General features: G+C 71.0%; 12 protein-coding genes. 3 read left to right on the plus strand and 9 right to left on the minus strand.

Going from position 1 to position 13,018, the window contains the following annotated elements:
* Positions 1-82: 82 nt before the first annotated feature.
* Positions 83-385 (minus strand): co-chaperone GroES, encoded by a 303-nt coding sequence (gene groES, locus NS3_RS18675; protein WP_040704586.1) that lies wholly within the window; start codon positions 383-385, stop codon positions 83-85.
* A 460-nt stretch (positions 386-845) separates the two neighbouring features.
* Between groES and NS3_RS18680 the strand changes: the two genes are divergently transcribed.
* The gene (locus NS3_RS18680) at positions 846-2,420 is read left to right on the plus strand and encodes a DUF7159 family protein (protein ID WP_067861530.1); all 1,575 of its coding nucleotides are present in this window, start codon (positions 846-848) and stop codon (positions 2,418-2,420) included.
* A gap of 75 nt (positions 2,421-2,495) precedes the next feature.
* On the opposite strand, the gene tsaD is transcribed toward NS3_RS18680, so the two are convergent.
* The 7 genes from tsaD to NS3_RS18715 all read right to left on the minus strand — a co-directional run bounded on the left by tsaD (position 2,496) and on the right by NS3_RS18715 (position 9,408).
* Entirely contained in the window at positions 2,496-3,539 is a 1,044-nt protein-coding gene (tsaD, locus tag NS3_RS18685; RefSeq protein WP_067861398.1) for a tRNA (adenosine(37)-N6)-threonylcarbamoyltransferase complex transferase subunit TsaD, read from the minus strand.
* Positions 3,536-4,027, minus strand: a complete 492-nt coding sequence (rimI, locus tag NS3_RS18690) for a ribosomal protein S18-alanine N-acetyltransferase (RefSeq protein WP_067861532.1) — start codon at positions 4,025-4,027, stop codon at positions 3,536-3,538. Before rimI ends, tsaD begins: the two co-directional genes overlap by 4 nt.
* Positions 4,028-4,089: 62 nt before the next feature.
* On the minus strand, positions 4,090-4,791 hold the full coding sequence (gene tsaB / locus NS3_RS18695; RefSeq protein WP_067861401.1) for a tRNA (adenosine(37)-N6)-threonylcarbamoyltransferase complex dimerization subunit type 1 TsaB: 702 nt from the start codon (positions 4,789-4,791) through the stop codon (positions 4,090-4,092).
* Positions 4,792-4,891: 100 nt separating this feature from the next.
* Positions 4,892-5,344, minus strand: a complete 453-nt coding sequence (gene tsaE, locus NS3_RS18700; protein ID WP_067861403.1) for a tRNA (adenosine(37)-N6)-threonylcarbamoyltransferase complex ATPase subunit type 1 TsaE — start codon at positions 5,342-5,344, stop codon at positions 4,892-4,894.
* A 142-nt stretch (positions 5,345-5,486) separates the two neighbouring features.
* The gene (locus tag NS3_RS18705; RefSeq protein ID WP_067861534.1) at positions 5,487-6,566 is read right to left on the minus strand and encodes an alpha/beta fold hydrolase; all 1,080 of its coding nucleotides are present in this window, start codon (positions 6,564-6,566) and stop codon (positions 5,487-5,489) included.
* Positions 6,567-6,641: 75 nt separating this feature from the next.
* Positions 6,642-7,769: an alanine racemase gene (gene alr, locus NS3_RS18710; protein WP_245649687.1), complete on the minus strand. Its 1,128-nt coding sequence runs from the start codon at positions 7,767-7,769 to the stop codon at positions 6,642-6,644.
* Positions 7,770-7,923: 154 nt separating this feature from the next.
* On the minus strand, positions 7,924-9,408 hold the full coding sequence (locus tag NS3_RS18715; RefSeq protein ID WP_067861405.1) for an NAD(P)H-hydrate dehydratase: 1,485 nt from the start codon (positions 9,406-9,408) through the stop codon (positions 7,924-7,926).
* 106 nt (positions 9,409-9,514) lie between these two features.
* Between NS3_RS18715 and NS3_RS18720 the strand changes: the two genes are divergently transcribed.
* Positions 9,515-9,946 (plus strand): cupredoxin domain-containing protein, encoded by a 432-nt coding sequence (locus tag NS3_RS18720; RefSeq protein WP_067861407.1) that lies wholly within the window; start codon positions 9,515-9,517, stop codon positions 9,944-9,946.
* Positions 9,947-10,123: 177 nt separating this feature from the next.
* On the opposite strand, the gene glmS is transcribed toward NS3_RS18720, so the two are convergent.
* On the minus strand, positions 10,124-12,004 hold the full coding sequence (glmS, locus tag NS3_RS18725) for a glutamine--fructose-6-phosphate transaminase (isomerizing) (protein WP_067861409.1): 1,881 nt from the start codon (positions 12,002-12,004) through the stop codon (positions 10,124-10,126).
* Positions 12,005-12,040: 36 nt separating this feature from the next.
* Here glmS and NS3_RS18730 point away from each other — a divergent pair, with 36 nt between their 5' ends.
* Positions 12,041-12,898 (plus strand): dienelactone hydrolase family protein, encoded by an 858-nt coding sequence (locus NS3_RS18730; protein WP_067861411.1) that lies wholly within the window; start codon positions 12,041-12,043, stop codon positions 12,896-12,898.
* The last annotated feature ends 120 nt before the right edge of the window (positions 12,899-13,018 follow it).

Below are 13,018 nucleotides of genomic sequence, written 5' to 3' on the forward strand. Positions count from 1 at the left end.
GGGGGAACCGGGGCACGTCGCTACGACTCGATCCCGGACGGGTCCGGGTGACGCGGGCCTGATCGGACCGCGTCGAGCGCGATCACTTGCTGACGACAGCCAGCACGTCGCGCGCGGAGAGGATCAGGTACTCCTCGCCCTGGTACTTGATCTCGGTGCCGCCGTACTTGCTGTAGATGACGGTGTCGCCCTCCTGGACATCCAGGGGGATGCGCTTTTCGCCCTCGTCGTCCCAGCGACCGGGGCCGACAGCGACGACGGTGCCTTCCTGCGGCTTCTCCTTCGCCGTGTCCGGGATGACCAGGCCGGAGGCCGTCGTCGTCTCGGCCTCGTTGGCCTGGACGAGGATCTTGTCCTCGAGCGGCTTGATGTTCACGCTCGCCACGTTGAGCCCTCCACTTTCAGGGGATACGTCGTCCGGGACTGTTGTCCCGGACCATCGGGTTCGGTCACGGTGGGTGACCCTGCGCATAGCCCCGTCGTCGCGGGTGCCGGGACCCCTGCTCAGTAGTCACAACTGCGTTCGACATCGGTTGCCGTGGTGGGCAACCGCGTCACTAGCACTCTATACATGAGAGTGCCAGCGCTCAAGGCCGGGCGGTGCCAATTCTTCCGCCGACTTTCCATAGGTTCGTGGAAACTGTAACGTTCGGATAACGGATTGTGACAGTATTGGCGACGACCGTGCCACGGCCGTCGAGTCGTGCTGAGCCCGCATCGGTGCGGGCCTCAGGGCCCGGCCTACGGCCGGACCATCGTCACGAAGCGTTGCGCCCCACTGTCCCACCGCCCCAGCTGCTCCATTCGTCCCGCGACCCTCACCCGTCCGTTGAAGGGAGGTGAACATGCGAACGTCCCTCGGCATCTCCGCCGGAAACGAGGTCGTCTGCTCGGCGTTGGTCACCACCGCCGCCAACGGCGCCCAGAGCTTCGACTACCGCGTCGTCTCGGCGGACGCCGCCCAGTCCGACATCGGTGATCTCGTCGCCTCCTCGATCGACCTGATGACCACCCAGCTTCCGGTGACCCCGCCCGGGCGCGACGCCGCGTGGCCCACCCATTCGACGGGCGTGCGGCGCGCGGGCGAGCACGACGCCGACCCGTCCGCGCCCGCGCAGCCGCCGCCCACCAGCGTCGCGGTCGCCTACCGCAGCAGGGAGCAGGCCCAGGTCATCCGTTCGGCCATCGGCAAGCGGCGGGAACTCGAACTCGTCCACGAGGCGAACGCGGCGCTGATCTACCTGCGCCACACCGGCCTGACCGATCGCTACGACACCATCGCCCTGGTCGACCTCGGCGCCACCGGCATGAGCGTGACCGTCGCCGAGCAGGCCGACGACACCGTGCTGCACTCCCAGCGCACCCACGCGATCAGCGGCACCGCCATCGACGAGCTGATCTACCACCACCTGGTCGACGCGCACTTCGCCCGCCGCGGCACCCGTCCGAACCGAGCCATGCTGATCAATCGCGGCCGCGCCGCCAAAGAGCATCTGTCGGTGGCGCCCGCCGTCACGATCGACCATGTGGCGGGCCGTCCGCTCAAGCTCACCAGGGCCGATTTCGAGGTCCTCATCGGCGGCCTGCTCGCCGACACCGCCGCCTACGTCGCCGCGGCCTTCGCCCGCTCCCCCCGCGCGCCGGAGGCGGTGGCCCTCGTCGGCGGCGGCGCCAACATCCCGTCGCTCGCGCACACCCTGGGACGCAGGCTCGACATCCCGGTGATCACCGTGGACGATCCGGAAGCCGTGATCGCCAAAGGCGCAGCGCTCGTCGCCGACGCCGCGCAGCCGACGGCGGTTCCGATCGGTCAGATCGGCACGGAGTCCTCGGCGAGCACGTTCACCAAGGTGGCAGGCGTGCTGGCGTGCGCGGTCGTGGTGGTCGGGCTGATCATCGGCTACGGCATCAAGACTCTCGCGCCGACCGCAGGCAACGAGGTCTCCCCCGCGGGCACCACCAGCAGCGCCCGTCTGCCCGCCACCCCGACGACCACCACTCCGACTGTCGCCGAGCCGAACGCCACCCGGCCGCCGAGCGGCGCCACCGCCGTCGGCCCCGTGCCGGGAGTCGTCCCCGACAACCCGACGACACCGCAGACGACCACCCCGGACGCGGTCGCGCCGGACATCACCGGTTCCGTCACACCCAGCACCCCGCCGACGCTGCGCCCCGATCCGAATCTCCCGCCGATCCCGTTCCCCGAACTGCTCGGCGACCTGCTGGACCAGCAGGCGCCCGAGCCGGATTCGACTCCCCAGGAGCAGAATCGACAAGGCCCCGCCACGCCGCCCACGATCACCTCGCCGACACCGTCCGCACCGACCCAGTCCCCCGCCAGGACCAGGCTGCCTTTCCCGCCCGCCGAATCCGGTTCGGCCGTGCATGATTCGACCACCGGCGAACAGCGCATCGCGTAACACCCCGCATCGCCGCCGAGCCGTCCGGGCCGATCACCGGGCCGAGCCGTCCGGGCCGAGCCGAGGGACCGTGGCTCAGGAGATCTGGCTGACCGACACCGGGAGACCGGGATCGCTGGCGACCGTGAGCGGCGAAGGCTGCGCGCCGCCGGCGATCACATGCGCGCCCAGCGCGGCGATCATCACCCCGTTGTCGGTGCACAGCCGGGGCTTGGGCACCCGCAGCGTGATGCCCGCCGCGGCACAACGTTCCTCGGCCAGCGAGCGGATCCGGGAATTGGCGGTGGCGCCGCCGCCGAGCACCAGCGTGTCGACTCCGACGTCCTGCGCCGCGCGCACTGCTTTCATGGTGAGCACGTCGGCCACCGCTTCCTGGAAGGAGGCGGCGATATCCGGGATCGGCAGCCGGTCCGGCGCGACGCCCTCGCGCTGCGCGGCTTCGACATAGCGGGCGACCGCGGTCTTGAGCCCGGAGAAGGAGAAGTCGTGGCGAGCGTCGCGCGGCCCGGTCATGCCGCGCGGGAAGGCGATCGCGCGCGGATCGCCGCTGCGGGCGGCCGCGTCGAGCGCGGGCCCGCCGGGGAAGCCGAGACCGAGCAGCCGGGCGACCTTGTCGAAGGCCTCACCCGCCGCGTCGTCGACGGTGCTGCCGAGTTCCACGATCGGTTCGGCGAGATCGGTCACGTGCAGCAGATGGGTATGGCCGCCGGAGACCAGCAACGCCACACACGGCGGCATCGGGCCGTGTTCGAGGGTGTCCACGGCCACGTGGCCGCCGAGATGGTTGAGCGCGTAGAACGGCACATCCCACGCCGCCGCATAGGCTTTCGCGGCCGCGACGCCCACCAGCAGGGCCCCGGCCAAGCCGGGGCCGATGGTGACGGCCAACGCGTCGGGCGCGACGATGCCCGCCGCCGACAGCGCGCGCCGCATCGCGGGCACGATCGCCTCCAGATGAGCGCGAGAGGCGATTTCGGGCACCACGCCGCCGAAGCGCGCGTGCTGGTCGACACTGGAGGCGACCTCGTCGGCGAGGAGTTCGCAACTGCCGTCCGGATGCCGCCGGACGATGCCCACACCCGTCTCGTCGCAGGAGGATTCGATACCCATGACGATCACGACAACACCTCGTCGATCTGGCTCGCGCGCCATTCCCGGCCCTGCGCGGTGAGTTCCGGCCTGCGCATGGTGTAGGCGTCGGCGCCGCTGGGATGGTAGTAGTTCTTGCGCAAGCCGATGATGTGGAATCCGTGCTTGGCGTAGAGCGCGATGGCGGGCGCGTTGTCGGTGCGCACCTCCAGGAACACCGGGCCGCCGCGTTTGCCCGCCTCGGCGAGCAGCGCGTTGAGCAGCATGGTGCCGATGCCGCCGCGATGACAGTCGGGATCGACGCCGATGGTGTGTACTTCGGCTTCGGGATGTTCGGTGTCGCCGAGCAAGGCGATGCCCGCGTAACCGACCATCCGCCCCGCGCTGTCGCGGGCGGTGATGTAGCGGTTGTGCGCGCCTGCGAGTTCGGAGTGGAAGGACACCGCCTGCCAGGGATCGTCCTCGGGGAAGAGCACCTGCTCGAGCTCCACACAGCGTGCGATGTCGGCCTCGGTCATCGGCACGACACTGATGTCGGGAGCGTTGGTTTCGGCGTCGCGGCCCGGTGATTCGGTCACCGTCACGCTCCCGTCCGGTCGAGCGTGCGGAAGGCCTTCTCGACAGCGTCGGGCCTGCGCAGATACAACGGCGTCAGCGGCTCGGGCGCCGCACCCGCGAGCAGCCGGTCGGCGGCGACGCGGACCAGTCCGGCCGGTGAGGGCGTCTCCACCGGGATCACCGGCAGATCGAAGTAGTCGACGTGCGATGCGGATCCCGCGACCGCACCGGCGCCATCGTGGGCGAGGTCGGCGGGCTTGATCACCCCGGGCCCAGCGATGCGAACTCCGTCACGGTAGCGGGCCCAGTACACCTCGCGGCGGCGCGCGTCGGTGACCACCAGCAGTTCCCGGGCGGCGGGCAGATCGGCCGCTTCGGCCACATCGGCGGCGAGCGCGTCGAGGCTGCACACCCCGTGCACCGGCAGGCCGAGCGCGTCACCGAACGCCGCCGCGGTCGCCATGCCCACCCGCAGCCCGGTGAACGGGCCGGGGCCGACGCCGACGACGACTGCCTCGATATCGGTCCTGGAACGTTGTGCCTCGTCGAGACATTGGAGGATCTGCGGGGTGAGTACCTCGGCGTGGGCGCGCGCGTCGACGGTGATCCGCGAGGCCAGTGTGCGTGACCCGGCCGCGTCGACCGAACCGTCCGCGGCCTGTCCCAGTTCCACCAGTCCCGCGGTGACGGCGGGGGTCGCGGTGTCGACGGCGAGTACAAGCATGATTGCCCCACGATACCGGGTGGTAGCTCGCGTCTTCGCGCAGCATCGGGCTGTGGCCGAAGGCCGACGAGCCGGGGGCGCCCTCGGCACCGCCCACCTGTCAGCCGATCCACTCCCAGACCGCGGTGCGCACCTCCGAATCCGGTTCCCTGCGCAGTTCCACCCGCAGATGCCGTTCGCTGAGATGCTCGACGACGCCGCGGCCCCACTCCACGACCACGACCGCCTGATGCAGTTCGGTGTCCAGATCCAACGCGTCCAGCTCGTCGAGGTCGCCGCCGAGCCGGTAGGCGTCCACGTGCACCAGCGGCACCGGCGGGGCGTCCGGGCGCTCACCGGCGCGGTGCAGCCGGGCGATGATGAAGGTGGGCGAGCTGACCCGTCCCTGTACGCCGAGCCCCGCGGCGATGCCTCGGGTGAGTGCGGTCTTGCCCGCGCCGAGCGGGCCGTCGAGTACCACCAGATCGCCCGCCGACAGGCCGGCGGCCAGTTCACGGCCCAGCGCCTCGGTATCGGCGACGGTCGGCAGGCTGCGTTCGTGCCGCTGCGTCACAGCTGCTCTCCGTTCCGGTTCTCGACGTCGATGCCGGCGGCCCGCTGCGGGGCCGCTACCGGCGTCGAGCGTACCGGGGCCTTCGCACAGCCCTCGGCGGTCCCCGAGTCCGCCTACGGCATCCGCCGGGCACGGAGCCGGATCAGCTACCCTGCCGCAGCCGCATGTCCTCGTCGAAGATCCCGGCGCGGACCAGCAGGTCGTCGAGCGCGTCGTTCACCTGGTCGGGGTGTTGCAGGTGCGGCATGTGCGCGGCGTCACGGACTCGAACCAGCTCGCTGTCCGGCAGTGCCTCGGCCAGCAGGCGCGAGTGGCCGAACGGGATCACCAAGTCGTTGCTGCCGCCGAGCACCAACACGGGAGTGGTGGCCAGCGCGGGCAGCGCGGCGGATTCGTCGTGCAGGCGAATGGAATCGAGGAACTTCACGATCGTGTCGATCGAGGTGCGGTCGATCATACGGGTGGTGAATCGGGACAGCGCCGGGCTGACCGGGCCGTGGAAGGAGGTGACGTGCAGCAGCGGGGTGATCACGTGCCGCGCGGTGGTGCGCCCCGCCTGCACGAGGGCGGGCGCGAGGTGCGCGAACAGCCGGAAGCCGTCGACCGCCGGATTGCGCAGCAGCTGGGTCACCCCCATCGAGGTCACCTCGGCCGCCGTCGTGGAGATCAACGCGACCGCGCTGATCCGGGTGGCGAACAGTTCGGGGAAGCGTGCGGCGGCGGCGAGCACCGTCATACCGCCGAGCGAATGGCCCACCAGCACCACCGGCCCGGTCGGCGCGACCTTCTCGATGACCGCGCCCAGATCGCGGCCCAACCGGCCGACAGTGCAGGTGCCCGCGGCGGGCACCCCGGAGTGACCGTGTCCGCGCTGGTCGAAGAAGACCAGCCGCACGTCCGGACCCCAGCGTTGCGGCAGGTCACGGCGCTGGAAGTGGAAAGAATCCATGGTGTTGCAGAAGCCGTGCACGAATATCACGGTGGCCGCGGCATTCTCGCGTCCGTGGGTGCGCACCGCCAGCCGCACGCCGTCGGCGGTCCGCACCCAACTGGCCGGATCGCTGTCGAACAGGGTGAAGTCCTCGTCCCGATAGTCGTCGGGGAGTTTCGAGTGCAGTGCCCACTGACTCGCCCGGCGCAGTGCGTGCGCCCCGGCGAGCGCGCCGACCATGATGGCGGCGGCCAATCCTCCGCGTCCGACCACGGAACGTCGTGACCTCATCGGATGCATCCCCTCAGCAGACTGATTCCGAGTCCAGCACAGCACCCGACCGGTCGGCAAGCGATCCGACACACCTCACGAACCGGCTCCGATGTGACGTCGGCTCACCCGCCCACGCGGCGCGCAGACCACTTCGTAGTGGATGGTACCGAGCCGGTCCGCCCATTCCTGGGCACTGGGCGCCCCCGCGCCCCCGCCGAACAGCACGGCGGTGTCGCCCTCTTTCACCCCCGCCTGGTTCTCCCCGAGATCGACGACGAACTGATCCATGCAGACCCGGCCCACATTGGGACGGCGAGCACCGCCGAGCCACACGTCGAAATGTCCGCTCAGCAGCCGGAACACGCCGTCGGCGTACCCGGCGGGCACCAGCGCCACGGTGGTGTCGTGCGGGGCGGTCCACTGGTGCCCGTAGGACACGCCCTCGCCCGCGCCGACCCGCTTCACCTGCGCGACCGAGGCTTGGAACGTCATGGCCGGGCGCAGACCGAGGTCACCGAGCTCGGGCACCGGGCTCAAGCCGTAGACGGCGATGCCGGGACGCACCATGTCGAAGTGGAGATCCGGCCGCGTCATGGTCGCCGCCGAGTTGGCGATATGGGTCACTTCCGGGCGCATACCGCGCGCCGAGGCGCCGGCGATCGCCGCGACGAACCGCTCACGCTGTTCGTCGAGGAAGGCGTGCTTGGGTTCGTCGGCGTGGGCGAGGTGGGAGAACATCCCGCGCAGCCGGACCACCTCTTCCTCGACCAGTTCGCTCAACGCGGCCAGTGTCGCGGGCAGTTCCGCTTCGGCGATGCCGTTGCGATTGAGCCCGGTGTCGACTTTGAGGGTGACCGTGGCTCTTCGGCCCACCGTGCGGGCCGCCGCCGCGACCGCCCGCAGCTGCGCGGTGCTGGACACGCCGATCTCGACGTCGGCGGCGATTCCCGCGGCGTAGTCGGTGTCCTCGGTGTGCAGCCAGGACAGGATCGGCGCGGTGATACCCGCGTTGCGCAACCGCAGCGCCTCCGGAATCGTCGTCACACCCAATTCGCGTGCCCCCGCGGCCAGCGCCGTGCGCGCCACCTCCACCGCGCCGTGGTTGTAGGCGTCCGCCTTCACCACGACCATCAGTGCCGCGGCACCGGCATGGTCGCGCAGAACGCGGACGTTATGGGCGATCGCGTCGAGATCGACGACAGTTTCCACCTGGGCACTCACAACCCCCGATCCTGCCACTCATTGCCCCGAAAGTTATGGGCACCCCGTCTCGTCGTATCGCGAACAGGCAGGTCACAGGGATGTTCCCGCAGCGGACCACATGCGATTCTCGTTGCGGGCCTGATCGATCCGATCCGCGCCGGTCGAGCGAGGGTCACTCGGGGCACGAGGACGCGGCTTCGGCGAGCGCACGCAGATTCGCGATCGCGGCGGGCACGTGGGCCAGCAGTGGAGAGGCGGAGATGGGCGCACCGGCCGGGCCGTGATCATGAGCGGCCAGGGCCGCGGCGAGGGCGTGGGCCCGCGCGGCCGACGCGGCGGCTTCGGCAGGATCGTGACCGGCGGACAGCAGCGCGCCGATGATGCCGGAGAGCACGTCGCCCGCGCCCGCCGTCGCTGCCCAGGATCCCCCCGCCTCGTTGACCAGCACACGCTGTCCGGGGTGGGCCACCAAGGTGGCACGGCCCTTGAGCAGCACGGTGACTCCCCAGCGCTCGGCGAGGTCTCGGACCGCGGCGACGCGGTCGGGGCCGGGTTCGTGTCCGGTCAGCCGGGCGAATTCCCCTGCGTGCGGGGTCAATACGGTCGGCGCGGTGCGACCGCGCAGCAGTTCGGGTTCGCGCGCGAGCAGGCTCAGGCCGTCGGCGTCGATCACGACCGGCACCTCGGTGGCGAGGATCTCGACGAGCCGTCGACGCGCGGCCGCGTCGACGCCCGCGCCGGGGCCGAACACCCAGGACTGCACCCGGCCGGTCGTAGCGATGTCCCCGGTGGCGATCGTCTCGGGGAAGCGCGCGAGCACCTGCGCCGAGGCGCTTCCGGCATAGCGCACCATCCCGGAGGTGGCCGCGACCGCGCCGCCCACCGAGAGCACCGCCGCACCGGGATAGGTCGCGCTGCCCGCGCAGATTCCGGTGACGCCCTGGGTGTATTTGTCGTCGGTGGCGGCGGGCACCGGCCACCGCGCACCGACCTCCGCGGGCGAGAGCGCCGCCAGCCGCGCCGGTGGCAGGCGTAATCCGATGTCCACCGATTCGATTCGGCCGCACCAGGGCGCGGCCAGCGCGTGCACCGGCTTGTAGGCGCCGAAGGTCACCGTCACCGCCGCGCGCACCGCGGGCCCGGCGATCGCGCCCGTGTCCGGGTCCACGCCGCTGGGCAGGTCGACCGCCACGATCGGCGCGTCCACCCGCGCGATCACTTCCGCGGCCGCGGGGCGCAGCGCCCCTTTCCCTCCGATGCCGACGATGCCGTCGACGACCAGGTCCGGGTGCCCCAGCTCGCTGCCCACCCGGCCACCCGCCCGGCGCAACGCGGCGAGCCCCGCCGCATGCGCTCGCTCGGGCTCGAGCAGGATCGCGCGCACACGGACCCCACGTGCCCGCAGTTTCGCCCCCGCCCACAGCGCGTCACCACCGTTGTCGCCCGCGCCGACGATCAAGGTCACCGACCGCCCGGCCACCCCGCCGGTACGCTCCCGCAGTTCGGCGGCCACCACCCGGGCCAGCCCGTGCGCCGCCCGCTGCATCGGCACCCCCTCGGGCGCCCGCGTGAACAGTTCCGCTTCGGCGGCACGGACTTCGGCCACACCGAAGTAGCCGCGTGCGGGGAAGCGGTAAGGACCTGACTGAACGGACATCTACGCTCGCCTCCCACGATCGGCCGGACCGTACACCGACGCGCCGCCGCCCCCGCACGGCCCGTGCGTCCGGACCTTACCCGGCCGCCCACTACGCTCGTCCATCATGCCGATCCTGCACCGTTCCAGCCGCGCGCGTGCGATCGCCGCGCTCGCCCTGACCGCCTCGACCATTCTCGCCGGCTGCGGTTCCGATGACACCGACCCCGCACCGGCCACCACCGCGACCTCCGTCCCCGGCCCCACGGGCGGCCGGGCCGAACCGTCCGCACCCGCGGCCGCCGCGGCGGTCACCGTGAACGTCGACGACATGGCGTTCTCCCCGGGGAACGTCACCGTGCGTGTCGGCGACACCGTGACCTGGACATTCGCCGACAGCGTGCCGCATTCGGTCCAGGGCATCGGCGACAAGGCGATGGGCATCAACAGCCCCATCCTCACCACCGGCGAGTGGAGCTACACCTTCACCGTTCCCGGCGAGTACCGCTACCTGTGCAGTCTGCACCCGGACATGCGCGGAACGGTCACGGTCGAATAATCGCCCGATCGCTTCGCTCGAGGCCGGTGCCCGATTCACGCGGCAGGATTGCCCGGACCTGCCGCGAACTCGTTCGAGGGCCGGGATGTGCCGAAGTGCGGGCACCGAACGTGGCGGCGAGCACGGTTTCTCGCGCGACTCGCTGCTCTCGAGATCCGGCGCTTGCGAGCGGCCCGGTCACTCGACGGTGACGGACTTCGCCAGGTTGCGCGGCTTGTCGACGTCGTAGCCGCGCGCCTGCGCGATCTCGGCCGCGAAGATCTGCAGCGGCACCGTCGAGAGCAGCGGCTGGAACAGTGTCGGCGCGGACGGAATCTCGATGAGGTCGTCGGCGAACGGACGCACCGTGTCGTCGCCCTCCTCGGCGATCACGATGGTGCGCGCGCCACGGGCCTGGATCTCGCGAATATTGCTGAGCAGCTTGGAATGCAGCACCGCCCGGCCCTTCGGCGAAGGCATCACCACGATCACCGGCAGCCCGTCCTCGATCAGCGCGATCGGGCCGTGCTTGAGTTCGCCCGCGGCGAAGCCCTCGGCGTGCATGTAGGCCAGTTCCTTGAGCTTCAGCGCGCCTTCCAACGCCACCGGGTAACCGACGTGGCGACCGAGGAACAGCACGGTCGGCACCTGCGCGAGTTCACGGGCGATCGCGCGCACCTGCGGGGCGGTCTCGAGCACCCTGGCCACCAGCTTCGGCATCGCCTCGAGTTCCTGGAACTCACGGGCGACCTCGTCGGGGTACTTGGTGCCCCGTGCCTGCGCCAGCGCCAGACCGACCAGGTAGTTGGCCGCGACCTGCGCGAGGAATGCCTTGGTGGAGGCCACGCCGATCTCCGGACCGGTGCGGGTGTAGAGCACCGCGTCGGATTCGCGCGGGATCTGCGCGCCGTTGGTGTTGCAGATCGCCAGCACCCTGGCCTTCTGCTCCTTGGCGTGGCGCACCGCCTCCAACGTGTCGGCGGTCTCGCCGGACTGCGAGATGGCAACGACCAGGGTGGAACGGTCCAGCACCGGGTCCCGGTAGCGGAACTCGCTGGCGAGCTCGACCTCGACGGGAAGGCGGGTCCAGTGCTCGATCGCGTACTTCGCCAGCAGGCCCGCGTGGTAGGAGCTGCCGCAGGCCACCACGAACACCTTGTCGAATTCGCGCAGTTCCTGATCGGCCAGCCGCTGCTCGTCGAGCACGATGCGCCCGCCCGACTCGTCGGTGGTGAAATGTCCGATCAGCGTGTCGGCGACCGCGGTGGGCTGCTCCTCGATCTCCTTGAGCATGAAGTAGTCGTGGCCGCCCTTCTCCGCGGCGGCGATATCCCAGTCGATCGTGTACGGCCGGGTCCGCACACCGTCGGCACGCCCGGCGAAGTCGGTGACGGTGTAGCCGTCGGCGGTGATCACCACGGCCTGGTCCTGGCCGAGCTCGACCGCTTCCCGGGTGTGCTCGATGAACGCGGTGACGTCGGAGGCGATGAACATCTCGCCCTGGCCGACACCCACCACGAGCGGGGTGTTGCGACGCGCCGCGACGATCATGTCCGGGTGGTCGGCGTGCGCGAAGACCAGCGTGAACGCGCCTTCGAGCCGACGCAGTACGGCCAGCGCGCTGGCGGTGAAGTCGCCCGCTGTCGGGCCTTCGGCATAGGCCCGCGCGACGAGGTGGACCGCGACCTCGGTGTCGGTATCGCTGAGCAGTTCGACCCCCGCGACCTCGAGTTCGCGGCGCAGCGGGGCGAAGTTCTCGATGATGCCGTTGTGCACCACCGCGACCTTGCCGTCGGCGGCCTGGTGCGGGTGCGCGTTGCGGTCGGTCGGTGCGCCGTGGGTGGCCCAGCGGGTGTGCCCCATACCGGTGCTGCCCGCGAACACGCCCGGCCCGGACTCGGCGAGTTCGGCCTCCAGGTTCGCCAAACGGCCCGCTTTGCGTTCGACCGCCAGCGAGCCCGCGCCGTCCAGGATCGCGACGCCCGCGGAGTCGTATCCGCGGTACTCCATGTGGCGCAACGCGTCAACGACGACGCCGAGCGCGTCCCGGTACCCGACGTAGCCAACGATTCCGCACATGGCTCCCCAGAGTACTTATCGGATAACGTTCACGTCGTGTCGGTGTCTGTGAAAGAGCTTCTGAGCGCCCTGACCCGTCGTGGCCCGCATCGCGTGCTGCGCGGCAACCTGGGAATCGCGGGCCAGCCGGGTGTGGTCTACACCCCGGAGAGCGGGCGCGGGCTACCCGCCGTCGCCTTCGGTCACAGCTGGCTGACCGGCGCCGTCCGCTATCGCGAGCTCCTCGAGCACCTCGCTTCCTGGGGCATCGTGACCGCCGCCCCCGACACCGAGCGCGGCCCGATCCCGTCACACCTGGGCCTGGCCACCGACCTGCTCACCACTCTCGACATCTGCACCGGCGTCCGCCTCGGTGACGGCACGGTCACCGTCCACCCGGACAAGCTCGCGCTGGCCGGTCACGGCATGGGCGCGGGCGCCGCCGTGCTCGCCGCCGCCCAGCGCGACGTCGCCGCGGTCGTCCCGCTCTTCCCCGCTCCCACCGCGCCCGCCGCGGAATCCCTGGCGGGCAGGATTCGAACCCCAGCCCTGCTGCTGGCCGGCATCGACATCGCGGGCGTCAATTCCAACGCCCTGCCTCTGGCCACCGCCTGGTCGGGCCCGCTGATCCTGCGCCGCCTCGACGGCGCCACCCACAACGGCCTCGTCGAGGGCCGCCGCGCGCTGTCCGCCCTCGGTATGGGCAAGCACGAGCCCAAGACCCACCGCACCACCCGGGCGCTGCTCACCGGCTACCTGCTGCACACCCTGACCGGCGACAAGAAATACGCCCCCTTCGCCGATCCGGCGGCCGACATCCCCCGGACCACCGTCATCGACCCGCACGCTCCCGTCGAGGAGAAAGAGGCCAAGCCCGCCTTGTCCCTGGGCACCTTGCGCCAGCTGGTCCGCTGACGTCGGCTCCGCCGGTGCCCGAACACCCGAATTCCGACGTCCGTCGAACGCGGCGCCCTCGCTCGAACGACGGCGGCCTATCCCGCCCGGGCTTCGTCTCGCTCCGACGGAGGTCATGTC

The sequence above is a fragment of the Nocardia shimofusensis NBRC 100134 genome, assembly GCF_001613125.1.
Lineage (GTDB): Bacteria > Actinomycetota > Actinomycetes > Mycobacteriales > Mycobacteriaceae > Nocardia > Nocardia shimofusensis.